This is a genomic window from Micromonospora sp. U56 (assembly GCF_018070095.1).
GTDB lineage: Bacteria > Actinomycetota > Actinomycetes > Mycobacteriales > Micromonosporaceae > Micromonospora > Micromonospora purpureochromogenes.
This window is the reverse complement of record NZ_JAGPYL010000019.1, coordinates 1-19,482: the sequence shown is the minus strand read 5'-3', so window position 1 is coordinate 19,482 and position 19,482 is coordinate 1. Positions and strand designations below refer to the sequence as shown.

The 19,482-nt window shown below is 70.8% G+C and carries 16 protein-coding genes and 1 pseudogene; 5 read left to right on the top strand and 12 right to left on the bottom strand.

The genetic code is table 11. The features are described from left to right. Positions 1-268: 268 nt before the first annotated feature. From KBX37_RS09770 to KBX37_RS09750, 5 genes are read right to left on the bottom strand one after another with little or no spacing between them, the layout of a single operon-like run. Positions 269-1,816 carry a bifunctional 3-(3-hydroxy-phenyl)propionate/3-hydroxycinnamic acid hydroxylase gene (locus KBX37_RS09770; RefSeq protein WP_210775576.1) on the bottom strand — a complete coding sequence of 516 codons (1,548 nt, stop codon included), beginning with the start codon at positions 1,814-1,816 and terminating at the stop codon, positions 269-271. Beyond that, positions 1,813-2,169: a DoxX family protein gene (locus tag KBX37_RS09765; RefSeq protein WP_210775575.1), complete on the bottom strand. Its 357-nt coding sequence runs from the start codon at positions 2,167-2,169 to the stop codon at positions 1,813-1,815. Before KBX37_RS09765 ends, KBX37_RS09770 begins: the two co-directional genes overlap by 4 nt. Beyond that, positions 2,166-4,046, bottom strand: coding sequence for an acyl-CoA synthetase (locus KBX37_RS09760; protein ID WP_210775574.1), 1,881 nt, complete (start codon positions 4,044-4,046; stop codon positions 2,166-2,168). Before KBX37_RS09760 ends, KBX37_RS09765 begins: the two co-directional genes overlap by 4 nt. Continuing rightward, a complete protein-coding gene (locus KBX37_RS09755) occupies positions 4,043-4,981 on the bottom strand; it encodes a fumarylacetoacetate hydrolase family protein (protein WP_210775573.1) in 939 nt (312 codons plus the stop codon). Before KBX37_RS09755 ends, KBX37_RS09760 begins: the two co-directional genes overlap by 4 nt. Next, positions 4,978-6,111 carry a VOC family protein gene (locus KBX37_RS09750; RefSeq protein ID WP_210775572.1) on the bottom strand — a complete coding sequence of 378 codons (1,134 nt, stop codon included), beginning with the start codon at positions 6,109-6,111 and terminating at the stop codon, positions 4,978-4,980. Before KBX37_RS09750 ends, KBX37_RS09755 begins: the two co-directional genes overlap by 4 nt. A gap of 143 nt (positions 6,112-6,254) precedes the next feature. Between KBX37_RS09750 and KBX37_RS09745 the strand changes: the two genes are divergently transcribed. Then, positions 6,255-6,899: a TetR/AcrR family transcriptional regulator gene (locus KBX37_RS09745; protein WP_210775571.1), complete on the top strand. Its 645-nt coding sequence runs from the start codon at positions 6,255-6,257 to the stop codon at positions 6,897-6,899. Positions 6,900-6,934: 35 nt separating this feature from the next. On the opposite strand, the gene KBX37_RS09740 is transcribed toward KBX37_RS09745, so the two are convergent. From KBX37_RS09740 to KBX37_RS09725, 5 genes and pseudogenes are all read right to left on the bottom strand, one after another. Further along, positions 6,935-7,447, bottom strand: coding sequence for a DUF402 domain-containing protein (locus KBX37_RS09740; RefSeq protein WP_210775570.1), 513 nt, complete (start codon positions 7,445-7,447; stop codon positions 6,935-6,937). Positions 7,448-7,565: 118 nt separating this feature from the next. Then, on the bottom strand, positions 7,566-8,006 hold the full coding sequence (locus tag KBX37_RS09735) for a VOC family protein (RefSeq protein ID WP_210775569.1): 441 nt from the start codon (positions 8,004-8,006) through the stop codon (positions 7,566-7,568). A gap of 153 nt (positions 8,007-8,159) precedes the next feature. Then, a pseudogene (locus KBX37_RS35920) lies at positions 8,160-8,399 on the bottom strand (DUF5984 family protein); the annotation flags it as partial. Positions 8,400-8,408: 9 nt separating this feature from the next. Then, positions 8,409-9,608 (bottom strand): SMI1/KNR4 family protein, encoded by a 1,200-nt coding sequence (locus KBX37_RS09730; RefSeq protein ID WP_210775568.1) that lies wholly within the window; start codon positions 9,606-9,608, stop codon positions 8,409-8,411. A 554-nt stretch (positions 9,609-10,162) separates the two neighbouring features. Beyond that, positions 10,163-10,615 (bottom strand): hypothetical protein, encoded by a 453-nt coding sequence (locus KBX37_RS09725; protein WP_210775567.1) that lies wholly within the window; start codon positions 10,613-10,615, stop codon positions 10,163-10,165. 386 nt (positions 10,616-11,001) lie between these two features. Here KBX37_RS09725 and KBX37_RS09720 point away from each other — a divergent pair, with 386 nt between their 5' ends. After that, on the top strand, positions 11,002-12,330 hold the full coding sequence (locus tag KBX37_RS09720; protein ID WP_210775566.1) for an RICIN domain-containing protein: 1,329 nt from the start codon (positions 11,002-11,004) through the stop codon (positions 12,328-12,330). Between the two features lie 58 nt (positions 12,331-12,388). Here the strand turns inward: KBX37_RS09720 and glpK (KBX37_RS09715) are convergent, their stop codons facing one another. Together glpK (KBX37_RS09715) and KBX37_RS09710 are read right to left on the bottom strand one after the other, a co-directional pair. Further along, positions 12,389-13,912, bottom strand: a complete 1,524-nt coding sequence (gene glpK, locus KBX37_RS09715) for a glycerol kinase GlpK (RefSeq protein WP_210775565.1) — start codon at positions 13,910-13,912, stop codon at positions 12,389-12,391. A gap of 40 nt (positions 13,913-13,952) precedes the next feature. After that, on the bottom strand, positions 13,953-14,720 hold the full coding sequence (locus KBX37_RS09710) for an IclR family transcriptional regulator (RefSeq protein ID WP_210775564.1): 768 nt from the start codon (positions 14,718-14,720) through the stop codon (positions 13,953-13,955). 194 nt (positions 14,721-14,914) lie between these two features. Between KBX37_RS09710 and KBX37_RS09705 the strand changes: the two genes are divergently transcribed. The 3 genes from KBX37_RS09705 (at position 14,915) to KBX37_RS09695 (ending at position 19,116) form a co-directional block, all read left to right on the top strand. Continuing rightward, positions 14,915-15,748 carry an MIP/aquaporin family protein gene (locus tag KBX37_RS09705; protein WP_210775563.1) on the top strand — a complete coding sequence of 278 codons (834 nt, stop codon included), beginning with the start codon at positions 14,915-14,917 and terminating at the stop codon, positions 15,746-15,748. Positions 15,749-15,794: 46 nt separating this feature from the next. Then, complete coding sequence (glpK, locus tag KBX37_RS09700) at positions 15,795-17,309, top strand: glycerol kinase GlpK (RefSeq protein WP_210775562.1); 1,515 nt, start codon at positions 15,795-15,797, stop codon at positions 17,307-17,309. 82 nt (positions 17,310-17,391) lie between these two features. Continuing rightward, a complete protein-coding gene (locus KBX37_RS09695; protein WP_210775561.1) occupies positions 17,392-19,116 on the top strand; it encodes a glycerol-3-phosphate dehydrogenase/oxidase in 1,725 nt (574 codons plus the stop codon). Positions 19,117-19,482 lie beyond the last annotated feature (366 nt).

Here is a 19,482-nt window from a genome sequence, read left to right as displayed (position 1 = left end):
CGACCGACCGGCCTGGAGCCTGGTTCGTTCCGGATGCATCCCGTTGACCATCTGATGTCGCGGCCGGTTGATGCAGTTCGCCCCTGGCTCTGCCCCGCACACCGCTGGCTCGCTCGTCCGGTCACCGTCCGACTCGCTCTCAGCTCGCGAAGCCGCTTGCCGCCAGGGCGTCGCCTGCTGCCCGCCGACCTACCTCGATCATCTCGACTGCACGATGGAACTCGTGCGACCCGGTTGGAGGCGGTTGGCGCCATCGGCAGCGGGTCCATCAGGCCGCCGTCGGCGAGGAGCCGGCCGTTGGCCATGACTGTCCGCCAACCGACCCCACAGCATCGATGGTGTGGGGGAGTAGCCGGCGGCTGGCACTGAGAACGGCGCCGTCGGGGCGGACGACGGCCACGCGGACACCCCCTGCCGCCAACCATCGATGCAGATCGCTGCCCGGTCGGGCAGTGACGAGAACGGCGCCGCGCCTTTCGATGTCGGCTCGTTGTGCGGCGGACAGCTCGGTGGACGTGACGATCGAGAACCGGCCTGCGGCCACGTCGTCGAAACGGCGGTCGCCGTCGATGACCGCGTTCGGGCACAGCCCGCCGGCGAGGCTGCGGCGCAGCCGCGGCCGCACCACCAGGTCGGAGCGGTGCAGCGGGGGTGTCCGGCTGTCCGTGGCCAGGTCCGTGAGGCCGGGTACGAGGTGCAGCCGCGGCGCCACGGCGCGGCGGATGATGTTGCCCAGCTCGCCGCCGGCCGTCATCGCGGTGCCGATCAGCCTCGCCAGCTTGATCATGGCCCGCGCGTGGTGCCTGCGTTCGATCTCGTACGTGTCGAGCACGGTCTCGGGCAGGGTCCCGCCGAGCACGCCGGCGAGTTTCCAGGCGAGGTTCATCGCATCGCGCAGCCCGGCACACATGCCCTGGCCGATGAACGGTGGGGTGAGGTGGGCGGCGTCGCCGAGCAGGAACACCCGCCGGTCGCGCCATCGGTCGGCGACCTGCGCGCGGAAGGTGTACTCGGCGACGCGGATGATCTCCAGCTCCGCGACGGGGATGTCCCCGGTCCACCGTGAGATCAACGGATGCAGCCGGGCCATGTCGCGGTAGTCGTCGGCAATCTCGCCGGGCGTCAGCTGGAACTCCCAGCGGTACCGAGTCTTCCCGACGCGCATGTAGGTGCCGGCGCGGGCCGGGTCGGAGAGTTGGTGCACGCCCTCCCACTGGCCGAGGTCGGCCTCCGTCGCCACGTCGATGACGAGCCAGCGTTGGGTGAAGCCCAGGTCCTGCATGGCGGCGCCGATCGCGGCCCTGGACAGGCTGTTTGCACCGTCGCAGGCCAGGACGTACGCCGCCCGGACCGACTCGTGCTCTCCCGTGGCGGTGTCGGTGACGTCGACCCGTACCCCGCTGACGTCCTGGCTCAGCGCGGTGACCTCGGCGTTGCCCCGGAACGTGACGGTGCCGTGCCGCTTCAGATTCCGGCGGAGGATCGTCTCCAGTTCCGGTTGATCGAACATGCTCCCCGGGGGGTAGCCGTGCCGGCCGGGCCCCGTGTCCCGCCGGAACTCGGCCAGCACCCGCATGTTCCGGTCGAGGAGGCGCAGACCCCGGTGCGGCCGGGAGATCGCGGCGAACTCGTCCCGGAGCCCGAGCCGCGCCAGGATGCGGTGGACCTCGTCGTCGAGGGCGACGGCCCGGGGCTGGGGATAGATCGACTCCCAGCGCTCGAGGACCAGGCACTCGACGCCGTACTGGGCGAGCAGCGTCGCGGCGGTGAGCCCGGTGGGGCCCGCGCCGACGATCACCACGGGAACGGTCCTCATTGGGCCGATACGAGGTGGAGGGCGAGGTAGACGGCGACGAGGAGTCCGCAGACGACGGCCGGGGCGTACTTCTGCGGGCCGTCTCCCTTGCGCAGGTGGACGACGAGGGCTCCGGCGAGCAGGAGCAGCAGCCCGGCGCCGGCGAGGGCGCCGATCAGCGGCTCGGTCAGGCCGATGAGCAGCCCGACCGCCCCGGCGACCTCGAGCACGCCGAGGCGGCGATAGGCGGCGACGGAGAAACCGGCCTCGGTGGCCAGCTCACGCGTGCGCGGCAAGGCGAGGATCTTGGCCGTGCCCAGGGCGAGGAAGACCAGCGCGAGGAGCACCGCGAGGATGGAAGCAGCGAGGGTCATGACACAACCACCAATCGCCATTCGATGGCATAACGGCCCAGAATCGCCTTGACGGCATCCTCGGCGGAGGTAGAAATCTTGACGGTGGCCACGATGGAGCTGCCCTCGATCGTGGCCTCGATGTCGTGCACGCCGGCGACCTCGTCGAGGGCCGCGCGGAGTTCCCGGTGGGCGGCGTCCGCCCGCAGCCCGAGCTTGTAGAGCTTGCCGACGGCGGTGACGGGCAGCTCGTCGAGGACCGTGACAGTCCTGGGCACGGCGGCCCGGTCGGGCACCCGCTCGCGCGCCCACGCGCCCAGTTCCTCCTCCGTGACCGTGGCGCCGGATGCGAGGGTGACGTAGGCGACGGGTACCTCGCCGGCGTGGACGTCGGGGCGTCCGACCGCGCTGGCCGCGGTGACCTGCGGGTGGGTCAGGAGCGCGTCCTCGATGGTGGCGGGGTCGATGTTGTGTCCGCCGCGGATGACGAGGTCCTTGGCGCGGCCCGCGAGATAGACGAAACCCTCCTCGTCGACGCGCGCGAGGTCGCCGGTGTCCAACCAGCCGTCGACCAGCTTGCCGAGTCCGTCCAGGACGTGGCCGTGCTCGTCGCGGTCGGTGACGTAGCCGGGAAAGACGGTCGGGCCGCTGATCGCCAGAATGCCCTTCTCGCCGACGGGCAGCTCGTCCCACGTCCCGTCCACGGCGACCACCCGCATCCGCTGGTAAGGCAGGCGCTGCCCGACCGAGCCCGGCCGCGGCACGTCGGGAAAGGTCCGCGCACTGGCGCAGGTCGCCTCGGTCAGCCCGTAGCCCTCGACCAGCGTGATCCCGGTGTTGGCCCGGAAGTTGTCCCGGACCGCGGCGGGCAGGGGCGAGGCCCCCACCATCGGAAACCGCAGGCTGCTGATGTCGGCGTCCACCGGGGACTGTGCCAGCACGGCGTACACCGTGGGCACCGCGCTCATGGCGGCAATCCGGTAGTGCTCGACGATCTTCCAGAACGCGCCGAAGAGCGCGGGCTCGCGGTAGCCGAGCGGGCCGGCCCACACGACGGTCTGCCCCTTGAACAGCGGTGCGAGCAGCGTGACCACGAGTGCGTTGACGTGGAACAGCGGGAGGGCCGCGAGGACCACGGTCTCCTGGTCGAAGAGGTTGCCGGCGGCCAGCATCCAGGCGTCGGTGACCTCGTTGGCGTGCGTGTGCGCGGCAAGTTTCGGGGTGCCGGTGGTGCCGCCGGTGTGGAACATCGCGGCCAGGTCTGCGGATCGGGGCAGCTCGCCGGTGAAGGCGGATGGATCCATGGCCGCGGCAAGCTCGCCGAGATAGCTGATGCGTACGCCGTCGACGACGGGAAGCGGCTCGGGCGCGCCCGTCGCCCCGGTGGGCCGGAGCACCAGGATCGCGTCGAGCAGGCCGTCGCGGGCGAGCGCCTGGGCCGTGTCCCACACGTCCGGCGCGAGCTCGGGCCCGGCCGTGACCAGCACCCGGGCGCCGGAGCGCCGAAGGAGTTCGGCGAGGTGCTGCCGCGACAAGCTGCCGGCCAGGGGTGCGGCGAGACCGGCGAGCTGCGCGGCCAGCGTCGCGGTGATCAGTTCGGCGCAGTTGGGGGACATCAGGGCGACCGCGCCACCCCGCCGCACCCCGAGGTCGTGCAGGAGGTTCGCGTACCGGTGGACGTCGGCCAGGAGCTCGGCGAAGGTACGGCGCAGCGGCTCACGCCAGCGGGCGGCGTCCGGCAGGACGGTGACCGCCGTACGGTCCGGCCAGCGCGTGGCCGCTCGCGCGAGCAACGCGTACGTCGATTCCGGCAGGCCCCGCGCCTCGAGCGGAACGGCCTCGATCGCGGCGAGGTCGGTGGGCGTGGCGTAGTCCGGCCACAGCAGGGGCCCGGTCATCGGGCGTACCTCACGACCGTGCGCTGGCGACCCAGATCGATCGCGCCGTCGTCGGTGGCGACGGTGGCCTCGACGACGTCGCCGTCCTTGAGGTACCTGGGGTTGCGAGCCTGGCCCTTGAAGAACATCTTCCACTTCACCGCGGGCGGCAGCAGCGAGGCGACGAACGCGAGCGGCTTCGGCGGTGCGCTCAGGGCCGTCCCGACGGGCGTGCCGGTCAGCAGCAGGTCCCCGGGGTCGACCCGCTGGAAGCGGGTCAGCGTCTGCAGCGCCCTGGCCGGGCGGTAGATCATGTCGGCGACGGTCATGTCCTGCCGGAGCTCGCCGTTGACCCACAGCTTCAGCCGGAGGTCGGTGAACCGCTTGAGTTCGTCGGCGTCGAGCAGCACCAGCGCGGGGCCGACCGGGGTGAAGGTCGGGTAGGACTTGGCCTCGTAGAACTGCGTCTTGGGCAACTGGACGTCACGTGCCGAGATGTCGTTGGTGACCACCAGGCCCGCGACGTACTCGGCCAGGTTGTCGTCGGTGACGGTCGTGCCGACCGGCAGTTCGCGGCCGAAGACCAGCCCGATCTCCACCTCGTAGTCCAGCAGCCGCACATGGGCGGGACGGACCACGTCGGCGAACGGCCCGGTGATCGAGCCGGAGGTCTTGCGGAAGAAGGTCAGCGGGACGGTTGCCGGATCTCCGCCGGTGTCCTTGACGTGTGAGGCGAAATTCGTCATCTGGGCGACGACGCGGCAGGGCGCCGTCACCGGGGAGACCAGCGCAAGGTCGTCCACCGGAACGGTGTCGCCGCTCGTCGCGGCCGCGACGAGCGCCGGCCGGTCGGCCAGCAGTTCGCTGGTGGTGGTGGCGCTGGTGTGCACCTTGGCGGCGCCGGTGGCGGTGAGCATCCACCAGGCGTCGGCGGTGCGCAGGACAGCGGTGCTCATGAGGTGAACGCTTTCGTCAGGCCGCGCAGGCGGTGGAGGTCGAATTCGTTGTCCTCGCGCAGGGCGCCGATGACTGCGCGCAGCTCGCGAAGCGATTCCCGGCCGGGTCTCATGCCGAGAAAGTCCTTGGTGGCGGGCGGACCCCACTGGGCGAGCCCGGAGGCGCTCATCGGGGCCCAGCCGGGCTCGAGCGTGCAGTCGAACAGGTCGCCATCGGTGAAGTGCTCGACCAGGAAGTCGTCCGGGTCGCGCCAGTAGTCGAAGATCTGGCTGCCCTGGATGTGCCGGCCGATCCCCCAGGACCGCTGGTAGCCCCGATCGAGCAGGTGCTTCCCGCCGGCGGCGAGGGAGTCGAGGTCGGGGACCTGGTAGGCCGAGTGCACGTACCGGTTGGCCGGGCCGAGGGTCATCGCGAGCGTGTGATGGTCGGTGGGCGTACCGCCGCGGTCGCAGCGGATGAAGCTCATGACCGGGCCGCGCTCGCGCTGTCCCTGGTGGTAGAGGAAGTCGCTGACGATCAGGCCCAGGTGCTCCAGGTACCAGTTGAGCGTCTGCAGGTACCGGGTCGTCTGGAGCACGACGTGACCGAGGCGCTGCACCTTGGCCGGCTCCCGCGGCGGTCGCTGGGTGGCGTTCACCCGCGCCACGTTGTGCCCGACGTTGAACGTCAGGGGCACCTGCGTGGGCAGCGCGGGAAGTTCGTGCGTGTCCGCGACCACGCGCACCCGCACCCCGCTCGGGTCGACCAGATCCACCGTCACCCCGCCCAGGCTCTCCGGCAGCGGGGCGATCGTCGTGCCGGTCGCATCCGCGAGCCGCAGCACGTCCCCCGGCTCGGCGGCCCGGAAGGCGGGGCCGATGAACCGTGACCGGGGACCCCGGCGGATGAGCACGCAGGGCGAACCCGGGTCCGTGCCCCGCAGGTGCAGCTCGTCGGCGGTACGCGACGACGTCGTGAAGCCGAAGGCGCGGGCGAACAACTCAGCCCGCTCGAGATCGGGCTTCTCGAACTCCAGCCAGGCCAGGTCGTGCACCTTGACGAGCGGGTTGCGCGCCCGCCCTGGGTGCTCGCCCGGCAGCGCACCCTGCTCGCTGTGCAGACCCGTGTGCGGGTCGGGCCGCTCGATCATGTCCCGCTCCCTCCAAGGCGCTGACGAAATCGTCACTTACGAGTGTAGCGTCAGTCAAGAGCGGATGACGATTTCGTCATGCCTGAGGGTCGCCGGGGTTAAGGTAGGCGCAGACCGACCGTGGGAGAGGTGAACAAGTAGGCATGGTGCAACAGGCCAGACATGCCCCCAACCGTCTGGAACGGCGGAAGGCGCACACCCGATCGGCGCTCGTTCGCGCGGCCCAGACCTTCATCGCGGCTGGCAAGCAGAACGTCCCGATCCTCGAGCTCACCCAGGCCGCGGACGTCGGGATGGGGTCGTTCTACAACCACTTCGACAGCCGCGAGCAGCTCTACCAGGCCGCGGTGGAGGATGCCCTAGAGCGCTACGGCGCCCTGCTCGACGAGCTGACCGTGGGCCTGGACGACCCGGCCCATGTCTTCGCGCAGAGCTTCCGACTGACCGGACGTCTCCACCGCCGCAGTCCCGAGCTGAGCAAGGTGCTGCTCAGCAACGGCCTGGCCCTGGCTGGGTCGGACAGGGGACTCGCGCCGCGAGCCCGGCGCGACATCGAAGACGGCATCCGTGCCGGCCGGTTCGGCGTGCACGACCCCGAGTTGGCCACGGTGATCATTGCCGGCGCCGCACTGTGCCTCGGGCAACTGCTGCACGACCATCCCGAGCGCGACGACGCCGCCGCCACCGACCAGGTCACCGAGGACGTGCTGCGCATGCTCGGCCTACCGCCCGACGAGGCCCACGAGATCTGCCGACGCCCGCTGCCCGACCTCGACGGCCGTCTCTGACCGACGTCGTCCAACTGAGAGAGCCTCGACCGGCCTCACGTCCAAAGAAAGAGCAGCTGCCATCCGCGCTCCTGCCAGGGCTCGTCCCGGCGCCGGAGTGCCTCGGCCCGGCTCTCGGCCGTGGACCGTGCGAGCTCGGCGTCATCCGCGCTCATCCAGCCGTCGCGGCAGGCCTGTTCGTATTCGTCCCAGTCCTCGATCTCGACACGCGAATCCCGCTCGTGGAGCACTGGGTCCAGTTCGAGATCGATATACCGCCAGCCTGCCTCGGTGCGCTCCGGCGGGAGGCACACGTCGATCTCAAGCCGACGATCAGTAGGGTCGCCCACCCACCACGCCACCCAGGGGCGGCCCGCCGTGAGCAGGACCACGACGGGTACCGGAAGAGTGCCACTGTCATGCGGAGCACCCCATGGTGAACCAGCCGGGCCTCGCAGCCAGGTCCCGTCACGGTCCTGGAGGACCGGCTCGAGATCGAACCAGAAGATGCCTCCGGGGCGCTTGATCTTGGATACACGTATGCCCCGGCCGTGCTGAACCTCGCCCATTGGAGCAACGCTAGGGCCGAACGGAGCAGGCCGTGACCTGGCGCACCATGGTTGTTCGGCATGTCCCGGGGGAGGGCGCCACCGATCACACTGGCTGCACGGTCCCCTTCGGCGGCCTTCAGCTGAGCTGTTCGGCCAGTCCGACGATGATGCCCTCGGGGCCGCGGACGTAACAGAGCCGATAGCTGTCCTCGTACTGCGCCAGCTCGCCGACGAGTTCGGCGCCGTGGGCGCGCAGGCGGGCAACGACGTCCTCAATGTCGTCGACGGCGAACATGATGCGACGAATGCCCAGCGTGTTCGCGGGTGCATCCTGCGGCTCGCTGACGATCGCCTTCGGCGTGTGGAACCTCGCCAGCTCGATCCGGCCGTGGCCGTCCGGGGTCCGCAGCATTGCGATGTCCTGTCGGACGTCGTCGATGCCGATGACACGCTCCACCCAACGTCCCTCGATCGGCGCCTTTCCCTCCAGCTCCATGCCAAGTTCGACGAAGAACGAAATGGCAGCGTCAAGGTCGTCGACAACGATGAGGACGTTGTCCATTCGCTGGATCGTCATGCTGGGTCTCCCTGGTGTGGTACGGCCACGGTGGCCGCATCCGCCCCGGAGACGGAGCCGCCAGGCCGTTCTCGACATCCTTTGCAACATCTTCATCGGGAACCCTCTTGACGCGGCCGCGACCTGGCCGCTGCATCTGCCGCCGACTCGCTGCGGCATCGCCGTCATCAGCTCTCGGTCGAGCGCGTGGACAGCCTCAACGTATGCAGCAGTCGGGAGGCGGACCCGGACAGTCGGGCCGGCGACGAAACCGATCTCGCCGTTGGCCTCGTGCAGCCAGTCCACGGTGATCCCGTCGCTGTCGCCGCGGACGGTGCGCCAGAACCGCAGACTCGGAGCATTGCGCAGGCAAGCTCGACCTCCATCTTGCGGTGCAGGTCGTCCGCCGGCCATTACCGTTGATCACACCCCGGGGTCGAGTTGGTGTTCGAGGATGGTCTGGCTGATCGGGGGGCGGTCCCAGAGGGCGAGGAGTTCGTTGGCGATGGCCACGATCGGGAGTGGGTGTCGGTTGCCGGGCGCCTCGATGGCCGCCGCCGACAGGCTGCGCGGGACGGCGCCGGCATCGAGGAGAACGTGCCACTCCTCCGGTCCGAGTTCCAGATACTCCAGTCCGCTCAGCTTGGCGATCTCCAGCGGGTCGGCGAGCGTGCCGGGGTAGGCGGTGAGCGTCCGCAGGCGGGGCAGCCCGGTGACGGGACTGAGGCTGAACGGCTCACCGTCCCAGACGCCGATGCTCAGGACCTCCAGCCTGGGATGGGCGGCGGCCTGGACGCTTGTCAGGCTTCGGATGTTGACCCTGGCCACGGCCGGTGGCTGGTCCTCGCGGTGGCTGGCGTGCCAGTTGCTGCGCCGTTGCATCACCAGGTCGGTGAGGGAGTCGGCGAGCAGGCTGGCGCCGATGTTCTGCTCGTGGTCGAGCATGATGATCTGCCCCACGTGTCCGCGCGGGCCCGGTGTCAGGTCGACTGCGATCCGGTCGCCGCCGCCGTTGTCGCCGAAGGCGATCCAGCCGGGCGAGCCGACCGCCCCCTGCACCGCGGCGTCGGGTGGGGTGACGACCGCCTCCGTTGCCGCGAACCGCCACGGGCACGGGCGGGATGGCGCATCGACGATGCACACCTCGTCGAGCGGAGAGAGTTCGCAGCCGACCGCACGTGCGACGCGCTCCGCTGCCGCGTAGTCGTCACCCCAGTCCTGCCACCGCCCCCGCGTCACCCGGTAGAGCGCCTTGAGCTCGTCGGGCAGCGCAACGCCGAGGCGCGCTTCCGCAGCAGCGATCTCCGCCTCAGTGGCGCCGGTGGCGCCGGGGATCCGGTCGCGGAGCGTCCGCTCCACTAACGCCGGATCCACCGACGGGGCCGGCACCGCCCCGGGCACCGGATGGGGAGAGCGGCGCCAGGGTTCCGGGACGGCGCCCTCGACCAGGAGGAGCGAACCCGGGTACGGCCCGATGCCGGCCTCTACGGCCGGGCCGAGAGTGAGCAGGTGGAGCACGGTTCGCCCGGTCGCCGACATCTCCACCACGAACGAGATGCTGTCGAGACCGACGTCGGCCAGCGCGCTCTGCACCCGCTCCACCGCGTCGACCTCGTCCTGCATGTCCTCGACCTGGAGGGCTCGACCCGGCGGCGGGAACCGCGGCGGCAGCGGCAGACTCCACGCACGGTGGCCGATCTGTCCCGCCAGGTATCCGCCGGGGACGGCGAGGCCCTCCGCGTTACCCGCCCGCAAGAGCCTCAGCAGCGGCTCCCAAGTAGCGAAATCATGGATTGAGGGCAACGGTGGCCTCCAGCCGCTCAGGGATCGTGGTGAAGGTGGGTATCACGGAACCACCACCCCTATGGGCGGCTCTCTGTGGGCCACGCGCACCGGCCCTGCACCGCCTGCTGGTCGGGGGCGCCTGCGACGCCGACATCATCATGGTGCTGCTGGTCCCCCGAGCCACGCGCCTACGAATTAACCTTTCTCGATGTGCTGGGCGTGGCCCTGGCCGTTCCGCCCAACTCATTGGGGATCGATTGGCGGACGGTCCCCGCGGGTCCAGGTTCCAGCCGTTGAAGCCTCAACTGACGGGAAACGGTAGTGGCGGGCGTCCGGGGTCCGGCGGGTGCGGTCCTCCGCCGGAGACGCCCGCCGGGCATGCCGGCTGGTCCTTAAGCCGCTAGGACGGTGCCGGCCAGGACCAGGTACGCCAAGCAGACGCCCAGCGTCGCCAGAAGCATCAGGGCCGCCTTCGCCCCGGTCGATTGATCATTGCGGGCGATCGAGTGGTTGATGGCGAAGCCGACTCCGCCGAAGAGACCGCCGATCAGCCCGCCTGCGATCACGAGGAGAAACGGGAGAAAAATCAGGATCTGGAGCACGGCCGGCGTCTCCGGCCCGGTCCGGTGTTTCACCCCGTCGATCTCGATGACCGGGTACGGGTCGAGGAGGTTGCTCTTCACCTTGGCGCGGACCGTCCCGCCGCCCACCGCAGGCAGGTCGAACACGTTCCGGCGGCCGGTCTCCGCGATACCGCCCACCAGGACCCGCGGACTGCCCAGCGCCTTCACCTCGACCGCCACTGGCCCGTCGACTCTGTCTATCACTATCGGTTCGGTTTGCATGGGCGAGGACAGTAGACGGTGGGCGGACCCGCCGCTGCCCCGCGATGGAGCCGATCTGTCCTGCCGTGGCAGTTCGGCGCGGGGCCGAGCCGCACGTCCGGGACGGGAGCGGGGCGGGGCGGGGTCAGCCGCAGCCGCAGAGAGTCCTCAGAGGACAGCCGTGGGCTACCTCACGATGCCCGTGGACCGGGGTGCCGCTTGGCAGGATCGGGCCATCGGCCCTCGGTCCCGCCTGGCGGTTCCGGGCACAGCGAGGCGATCCGGGCGGAGTTGACATCCGAACTCCCTCTTTCGGGCGACCTTCTACATGGATATGCTCCGATGCCCCGATGTCTCACGCCGCCCACCGGTGCCGGGGGTTCGGTGGCGGGCCGGGTGGAGGGCGCATGCGCAGGGCACTGGCGGGTCTGCTGGTGGGAGTCGTCGGTGCCGTCGGGCTGAACGCGGTGCCCGGGGTGGCCTCGGCGGCGTCGGACGACCCGCACATCGCCGGGCCGTTGACGATCCAGAGCGTACCGAACGGGCGCATGGTCGACGTCGACGGCGGCGAGATGCGGGACGGCCGGAAGATCCAGGAGTGGACGTACAACGGCTCCGGTGCCCAGCAGTGGCGCCTGCGCCGGGCCGGCAGCCAGCACCAGATCGAAGCCGTCACCGACCCGGCGTTCTGCCTCGGCCGGGAGCACGACGGCGACCTGGCTCGGATCGTCCTGCGCCGCTGTGCCGACGGGCTGACCGACTGGGCCTTCCAGGCGCTGGGCGGCCAGCGCTACCGGATCACGAACCCGGCCGGGGATCTGCACCTGCACTTGTGGAACGAGGTGCCGACGAACGGGCGGGAACTGGTGGTGAGCGTCAATGGTGAGACCGGCGCGCAGTGGTACCTCACCGACCTGGCGGTGCCGCGCCGCGCGATGCCCGCCGATCCCCGCCTGGACCAGCTGAGCTTCCTCGTGGCGCACAACGCGATGGCCAACAGCGACGAGGGGTTCTGGGGGCGCTTTCCGAACCAGTCGTACCGGCTGCGCGACCAGCTCCACCACGGCATCCGAGGGCTGCAACTGGACGTGCACGCCTACCGCGGCGACGTGCGGATGTGTCACGGGACGTGCTGGGGCAACGAGCGGACGCTGAGCGACGGACTGCGGGATGTGGTGGGCTTCCTCGACCGCAACCGGGATGCGGTGGTCACCCTCTTCCTCGAGGACTACACGAGCGTGGACGAGCTGCGCTCGGCCGTCGAGCGGGTGCCCGGCCTGCCGGACCTGCTCCTTCGTCCGGACCGGTCCGGCGTCCGCGACCACGGTTGGCCGCGCCTGTCCGACCTGGTGTCGAGCAACCGCCGGCTGCTCATCTTCTCCCAGCGTCCGGGGCGGGACGGCTTCGGCGTGATGTACGACCGGGACTGGACCGCCGAGAACTACTGGTCCCTGGAGGGTGGCGGCGCGCTGGGCTGCTACAGCCGGTGGGACGAGGTCCCGCTGCCGAAGGAGGAACCGGGATTTCGGCGGTTGCACGTGATGAACCACTACCGCGACATCCCGACCGAGTGGGCGGCCACCGCCGACAACGGCGCGAAGCTGTCGGACCGGGTGCGGCGCGTCTGTGGCCCATCGGCGCGACGCAAGCCCAACTACGTCGCGGTGGACTTCTACCAGAAGCCCGAGGGTGGAGCGACCTGGGACCTGATCCGGGAACTCAACACGTACTGGTGAGCAACGAGGCTCGGAAGCGTGCGATCGAGCCCCAGGTGGAGATCTGCGCCGTGGCGGGTCAGCCGTTGCCGGTTCGGGCCCCGGGCTTGATCCAGTCGAAGGTGCGCTCGACCGCGCGCTGCCAGTTGTCCCGCTCCTCGCTTCGGACGGCGTCGTCCATCTGGGGCACCCACCGGGAGGCGAGGTGCCAGTTGCTGCGCAGTCCCTCCAGGTCGGGCCAGTAGCCGACCGCCAGCCCGGCGGCGTACGCGGCGCCGAGGGAGACCGTCTCGGCGACCATCGGGCGCACCACCGGCACCGCGAGCACGTCGGCGACGAACTGCATCAGCAGGTTGTTGGCGGTCATCCCGCCGTCCACCCGCAGCGCCGTCAGCGCCAGGCCGGAGTCGGCGTTCATCGCGTCGACCACCTCGCGGGTCTGCCAGCCGGTGGCCTCCAGCACCGCGCGGGCCAGGTGCCCCTTGGTGATGTACGACGTGAGCCCGACGATGAGCCCGCGCGCCTCGCTGCGCCAGTGCGGCGCGAACAGCCCGGAGAAGGCCGGCACGATGTAGCAGCCCCCGTTGTCGTCCACGGTGCGGGCGAGGGTCTCGATCTCCGGCGCGGTACTGATCAGCTCCAGCCGGTCGCGGAACCACTGCACCAGGGAGCCGGTGATCGCGATGGAGCCTTCGAGGGCGTAGACCGCCGGCTGGCCGCCGATCTGGTACCCGACGGTGGTGAGCAGCCCGTGGCTGGAGTGCACCGGTTCCGTGCCGGTGTTGAGCAGCAGGAAGCTGCCCGTGCCGTAGGTGCACTTGGCGTCGCCCGGCGCGAAACAGGTCTGGCCGAACAGGGCGGCCTGCTGGTCGCCGAGCGCCGCCGCGATCCGCACGCCGGGCAGGACGGCGGTCGCGGTGCCGTACACCTCGGACGAGGAGCGGATCTCGGGCAGCATGGCGGCCGGGATGTCGAAGAAGGCCAGCAGGTCCGGGTGCCAGGCGAGCGTGCGCAGGTCCATCAGCATGGTCCGGCTGGCGTTGGTCACGTCGGTCAGGTGCAGACCGCCGTCGGGGCCGCCGGTGAGGTTCCAGATCAACCAGCTCTCCATCGTCCCGAAGAGCACCTCGCCGCGGTCGGCGCGCTCGTACAGGCCGGGCGTGTGGTCGAGCAGCCAGCGCAGCTTCGGGCCGGAGAAGTACGTGGTCAGGGGCAGCCCGCAGCGCTGCCGGACGTCCTCGGCGCCGGGCGCCTGGGCCAGCGTCTCCACCAGCGCGTCGGTGCGGGTGTCCTGCCAGATGATCGCCGGCGCCACCGGGACGCCGGTGCGCCGGTCCCACACGACCGTGCTCTCCCGCTGGTTGGCGATGCCGATCGCGGCGACCTGGCCGGCGACGATGCCGGCCTCGGCGAGGGCCCTCGGCACCACCTTGCCAACGTTGCGCCAGATCTCCAGCGCGTCGTGTTCCACCCAGCCGGGCCGGGGGAAGTGCTGCTGGTGCTCCCGCTGCGCCACCGAGACGAGGTTGCCCCGGCGGTCGAACACGATGCAGCGGGTCGAGGTGGTGCCCTGGTCGATGGAGACGACGTAACTTTCAGTCATTTCTCGTCCTCTCTGGCCTGGCGGGGAGCAGGTGGACGGATCACCAGCGTGCGGCGCCGAGATCCCGGGACACCGCGCGGGCGGCGTCGCGGACGTACGCGACGAGCGTCGGGCGGGGTTGGCCCTGCCCGTCGCAGACGCGGTCGACCGGGCCGGAGAGCCCGATCGCGCCCACGACGAGGCCGCCGTAGCCGCGGATGGGTGCGGCGATACCGGCCTCGCCGAGGGTCATCTCCTCGATCTCGGCGCCCCAGCCGTTGTCCCGGATCTTGGTCAGGGCCTGGCGGAGGGTCCGGGCGGTGACCACGGTGCGCCGGGTGTACGGCTCAGGTTCGCCCTGCATGACGGTGTTGGCGGCGCCGACGTCGTAGGCGAGCAGGACCTTGCCGAGCGCGGTGGCGTGCGGGGGCAGTAGGGAGCCGACGTCGAGGGTCTGGAGGGTGTCGTCGGGTCGGAAGACGTGGTGGACCACCAGCACCTTGCCGTCCAGCAGGGTGCCGATGCGGACGGCCTCGCCGCTGCGCGCGGCCAGCGGGTCGGCCCAGTTGATCGAGCGTGAGCGCAGTTCGTTGACATCGAGGTAGCTGGTGCCCAGGTGCAGTAGCGCCGCCCCGAGCTGGTACTTGCCGGAGGTCTTGTCCTGCTCCACGAAGCCGACGTCCTGCAGGGTGCGGACGATGCCGTGCGCGGTGCCTTTGGGCAGGTCGAGGGACCGGGCGATCTCCCCGATGCCGAGCCGCCCGGAGCTGGCGGCGAGCAGGCGGAGGATCGCCGCGGCCCGCGCGATGGACTGCACCTGACCCGGCATGGGCCGGAATGCTAATGGCATTTCGGCGGTCGCAACAGTGTTCGACATTGTCGACCGGGGTTCGTTGACCCGGCCTCGAGGATTTCCTACGGTTCACCGCACGGTCACGTCCGACGCCTCGGCGTAACCGACCGGCCCTCCGCTTCCCCCCGAACGGAGCAAGCCGTCACCCCCCACCACCTCTGGAGGCACCCATGGCGCAACGATTGAAAGTCCCCGGGCTCGTCGGCGAGTTGGCCGCCGAGTTCGCCGGCACCGCGATCCTCATTCTGTTCGGCGTGGGCGTGGTCGCCCAGGTGGCCGCGGCGGGGACCGGAGAGTTCGACAGCATCGCCTGGGCCTGGGGCCTCGGCGTCACGCTCGGCGTGTACGTGGCGGGCCGGATCAGCGGCGCGCACCTCAACCCCGCGGTCACCCTCGCCCTGGCGGTCTTCAAGGGCTTCTCCTGGCGCAAGGTGATGCCGTACGCGCTGGCCCAGACCGCCGGCGCGTTCGTCGCGGCCCTGATCATCCGCTGGAACTACAGCGAGGTGCTGTCCCGGTTCGACCCGGGCCTGACCAGCAAGAGCCAGGGCGTCTTCTCCACCCTGCCGGGCGCCGGTGTGACCGAGTGGGGCGCGCTGCGCGACCAGATCATCGGCACGGCCATCCTGCTGTTCCTCGTCCTGGCGGTCACCGACGCGCGCAACTCGCTGCCCGCTGGCAACCTCGCCCCGCTGATCGTCGGCCTGATCGTGGTGGCGATCGGCATGGCCTTCGCCGTCAACGCCGGCTACGCCATCAACCCCGCCCGCGACTTCGGCCCCCGCCTCGCCTCGTTCCTGACCGGTTACGAAACGGCCTTCCAGGACACCAGCGGATATCCGTACTTCTGGGTGCCCATCGTCGGGCCGCTCGTCGGTGGCGTCATCGGCGCCGGCCTCTACGAGTTGATCATCGGCCGCTTCCTGCCCAGCGAGGACGAGCTGGAGCCGGGCGCCCTGGCCACCGAGAAGGCCCCGGCCGAGGACGATCTCGCCCGCATCTGACATCGCCGACCCGCATCCCCACAAGGAACCAGAAGGAGACCCCCGAATGGCTGACTTCGTCGGCGCGGTAGACCAGGGCACCACCAGCACCCGATTCATGATCTTCGACCACGGCGGTAACGAGGTCGGCCGCCACCAGCTCGAGCACCAGCAGATCCTGCCGCAGGCCGGCTGGGTGGAGCACAACCCGCTCGAGATCTGGGAGCGGACCCAGACGGTCATCCAGACCGCGATGAACGAGCGCGGCCTGACCGCCTCCGACCTGGCCGCGCTCGGCATCACCAACCAGCGCGAGACCACGGTCGTGTGGAACCGCCGCACCGGCCGGCCCTACTACAACGCCATCGTGTGGCAGGACACCCGTACCGACCGGATCGCCTCGGCCCTGGAGCGCGAGGGCAAGGGCGACGTCATCCGGCGCAAGGCCGGCCTTCCGCCGGCGACGTACTTCTCGGGCGGGAAGATCCAGTGGATCCTCGAGAACGTCGACGGGGTCCGCGAGGCCGCCGAGCGCGGCGAGGCACTCTTCGGCAACACCGACACGTGGTTGCTGTGGAACCTCACCGGCGGCACGGAGGGCGGGGTGCACGTCACCGACCCCACCAACGCCAGCCGCACGATGCTGATGAACCTGGAGACGCTGGACTGGGACGACGAGCTGCTGTCGTTCTTCGACATCCCCAGGGCCATGCTGCCGCAGATTCGGCCGTCGTCCGACCCGCGCTCGTACGGCAGCACCGTGAACGGCCCGTTCAACGGCCCGGTCCCGCTCACCGGCGACCTGGGCGACCAGCAGGCTGCCACGGTCGGGCAGGTCTGCTTCGCCCCGGGCGAGGCGAAGAACACCTACGGCACGGGAAACTTCATGCTCCTCAACACGGGCACGGAGATCGTACGGTCGGAGGCGGGGCTGCTCACCACGGTGTGCTACCAGTTCGGTGACGACGCCCCGGTGTACGCGCTCGAAGGCTCGATCGCGGTCACCGGCTCGGCCGTGCAGTGGCTGCGCGACCAGCTCAAGATCATCAGTAGCGCCGGGCAGAGCGAGATCCTGGCCCGCCAGGTGGCGGACAACGGCGGGGTGTACTTCGTGCCCGCGTTCTCCGGCCTGTTCGCCCCGTACTGGCGCTCCGACGCCCGCGGCGCGATCGTCGGCCTCTCCCGGTTCAACACCGACGCCCACATCGCCCGGGCCACCCTCGAGTCCATCTGTTACCAGAGCCGGGACGTGGCCGAGGCCATGGAGCAGGACTCCGGGGTGCACCTCGAGGTCCTGAAGGTCGACGGCGGCGTCACCGTCAACGACCTGTGCATGCAGCTGCAGGCGGACATCCTCGGCGTGCCGGTCAGCCGGCCGGTGGTGGCCGAGACCACCGCGCTCGGCGCCGCGTATGCCGCCGGCCTCGCCGTCGGCTTCTGGAAGAACACCGACGAGCTGCGCGAGAACTGGAACGAGAGCCACCGCTGGCAGCCCACCTGGTCGCCGGAGCAGCGCGAGACCGGCTACGCGCGGTGGAAGAAGGCGGTCCAGCGCACCCTCGACTGGGTCGACGTCGACTGACCGCCGGCCCCACCCCTCAAGGATCCGGGCGGCCGGCGCCCGTCGCCGGCCGCCCCCACCCCTCCCAGGAGAGAGAAGACGGATGCACTCCGCGACACTGTCACCGGCCGCCCGTGAGCGGTCCCTGGCCGCCCTCAGCAGCGGTCAGGAACTGGACGTCCTGGTGATCGGCGGCGGCGTCACCGGCGCCGGCTGCGCTCTCGACGCCGTCACCCGCGGCCTGTCGGTCGGGCTCATCGAGGCGCGCGACTGGGCCAGCGGCACGTCGAGCCGGTCCAGCAAGCTCATCCACGGTGGCCTGCGCTACCTCGAGATGCTGGACTTCGGGCTGGTCCGCGAGGCCCTGCGCGAGCGGGGTCTGCTCCTGCAGCGGCTCGCGCCGCACCTGGTCCGCCCGGTGCCGTTCCTCTACCCGCTGCGTCACCGGGGCTGGGAACGCCTGTACGCCGGCGCCGGCGTACTGCTCTACGACGCGATGAGCCTCTCCGGCACCCATGCGCGCGGCGTGCCGGCCCACCGGCACCTGAGCCGCCGTGGGGCGCTGCGCGCCTGCCCGTCGCTGCGGCCGGAGGCGCTGGTCGGCGCCCTGCAGTACCACGACGCGCAGGTCGACGACGCCCGGCTGGTGACCTGCCTCGTCCGCACCGCCGCCGGGCACGGGGCGCACCCGCTGTCGCGGGCTCGCGTCGTGGGCCTGCTGCGCGAGGGCGCCCGGGTCACCGGCGCGCGGGTGCACGACCTGGAAACCGACCGGGTGTTCGAGGTGCGCGCCCGGCAGGTCATCAACGCCACCGGGGTGTGGACCGACGACACCCAGGCCCTCGTCGGCGAGCGGGGCCAGTTCCAGGTGCGCGCCTCCAAGGGCATCCACCTGGTGGTCCCGCGCGACCGGATCCGGTCCAGCACCGGTCTGATCCTGCGTACCGAGTCCAGCGTCCTGTTCGTGATCCCGTGGGGCCGGCACTGGCTGATCGGCACCACCGACACCGACTGGGACCTGGACAAGGCGCATCCGGCGGCGACCAGCCGGGACATCGACTATCTGTTGGAGCACGTCAACGCGGTGCTGGCCACCCCGCTGACCCGCGACGACGTCGAGGGCGTGTACGCCGGCCTGCGCCCGCTGTTGTCCGGGGAGTCCGAGGCGACCGCCAAGCTGTCGCGGGAGCACACCGTGGCCAGCCCGGCGCCCGGGCTCGTGGTGGTGGCCGGCGGCAAGTACACGACGTACCGGGTGATGGCGCGCGACGCGGTCGACGAGGCGGTGCGCGGCTTCGGCGCTGCGGTACCCGCCTCCTGCACCGACCGGGTGCCGCTGCTCGGCGCCGAGGGTTACGTCGCCCGGTGGAACCAGCGGCGCCGGCTGGCGCAGCAGTTCGGCATGCACACCGAGCGCGTGGAGCACCTGCTGCGGCGCTACGGCGCCGCCGTCGACGAGGTTCTGGCGCTGCTGCGGGAGGATCCCACGCTCGGTGAGCCGCTCGACGGCGCGGAGGACTACCTGCGAGTGGAGGTCGTCTACGCGGCGTCCGCCGAGGGCGCGCTGCACCTGGAGGACGTGCTCACCCGGCGCACCCACATCTCGATCGAGACCTTCGACCGTGGCCTGCTGGCCGCTCGGCCTGCGGCGACACTGATGGCGCCGGTCCTTGGCTGGGACGACGAGCGGGTCGACCGGGAGGTGGCGCACTACGTCGCGCGCGTCCGGGCCGAGCGGGCCGCGCACGAGCAGCCCGACGACGCGGGGGCCGACGCCGTCCGGCTGGGCACGCCCGACGTGGTGCCGGTGGCGGCCATGGCAGCCTGAGCGGGCTCCGGCGGGTCAGCTGGTCTTGCGTGGTGGCCTCTTCGGCGGCCCCGAAGAGGCCACCAAGCAGCTAGACCTGAGGTGGGCCGTACGTCTTGCCGATCGTCGTCTGCAGTGGGGCAGTGGTTCGCGCTCTGGGTGCAGCCGATGCGTGTGCCTGGCGACCTGACGCGCCATTGGGTGGCTCCCGGACTGGTCGCCATGGCCGCCGACTACGGCGAGAGTGGTATCTGGCTGAGCCCTGGGTGTCAGGGTTGGGTGAGTCCAGTGGTTCAGAGCAAGTAGCCCTCCCGGGGCGAGGATGGATCTTCCTTCGATGACGATTCCCAGCACAGATATGTCCGTCAGGCACGATGGGGTCATGGC

What these genes read in the sequence shown, in the direction of transcription:
- KBX37_RS09770 (WP_210775576.1), bottom strand. Translation starts at nt 1,816, where the DNA reads ATGAGGACCGTTCCCGTGGTGATCGTCGGCGCGGGCCCCACCGGGCTC.
- KBX37_RS09765 (WP_210775575.1), bottom strand. Translation starts at nt 2,169, where the DNA reads ATGACCCTCGCTGCTTCCATCCTCGCGGTGCTCCTCGCGCTGGTCTTC.
- KBX37_RS09760 (WP_210775574.1), bottom strand. Translation starts at nt 4,046, where the DNA reads ATGACCGGGCCCCTGCTGTGGCCGGACTACGCCACGCCCACCGACCTC.
- KBX37_RS09755 (WP_210775573.1), bottom strand. Translation starts at nt 4,981, where the DNA reads ATGAGCACCGCTGTCCTGCGCACCGCCGACGCCTGGTGGATGCTCACC.
- KBX37_RS09750 (WP_210775572.1), bottom strand. Translation starts at nt 6,111, where the DNA reads ATGATCGAGCGGCCCGACCCGCACACGGGTCTGCACAGCGAGCAGGGT.
- KBX37_RS09745 (WP_210775571.1), top strand. Translation starts at nt 6,255, where the DNA reads ATGGTGCAACAGGCCAGACATGCCCCCAACCGTCTGGAACGGCGGAAG.
- KBX37_RS09740 (WP_210775570.1), bottom strand. Translation starts at nt 7,447, where the DNA reads ATGGGCGAGGTTCAGCACGGCCGGGGCATACGTGTATCCAAGATCAAG.
- KBX37_RS09735 (WP_210775569.1), bottom strand. Translation starts at nt 8,006, where the DNA reads ATGACGATCCAGCGAATGGACAACGTCCTCATCGTTGTCGACGACCTT.
- KBX37_RS09730 (WP_210775568.1), bottom strand. Translation starts at nt 9,608, where the DNA reads ATGCAGGACGAGGTCGACGCGGTGGAGCGGGTGCAGAGCGCGCTGGCC.
- KBX37_RS09725 (WP_210775567.1), bottom strand. Translation starts at nt 10,615, where the DNA reads ATGCAAACCGAACCGATAGTGATAGACAGAGTCGACGGGCCAGTGGCG.
- KBX37_RS09720 (WP_210775566.1), top strand. Translation starts at nt 11,002, where the DNA reads ATGCGCAGGGCACTGGCGGGTCTGCTGGTGGGAGTCGTCGGTGCCGTC.
- glpK (WP_210775565.1), bottom strand. Translation starts at nt 13,912, where the DNA reads ATGACTGAAAGTTACGTCGTCTCCATCGACCAGGGCACCACCTCGACC.
- KBX37_RS09710 (WP_210775564.1), bottom strand. Translation starts at nt 14,720, where the DNA reads ATGCCGGGTCAGGTGCAGTCCATCGCGCGGGCCGCGGCGATCCTCCGC.
- KBX37_RS09705 (WP_210775563.1), top strand. Translation starts at nt 14,915, where the DNA reads ATGGCGCAACGATTGAAAGTCCCCGGGCTCGTCGGCGAGTTGGCCGCC.
- glpK (WP_210775562.1), top strand. Translation starts at nt 15,795, where the DNA reads ATGGCTGACTTCGTCGGCGCGGTAGACCAGGGCACCACCAGCACCCGA.
- KBX37_RS09695 (WP_210775561.1), top strand. Translation starts at nt 17,392, where the DNA reads ATGCACTCCGCGACACTGTCACCGGCCGCCCGTGAGCGGTCCCTGGCC.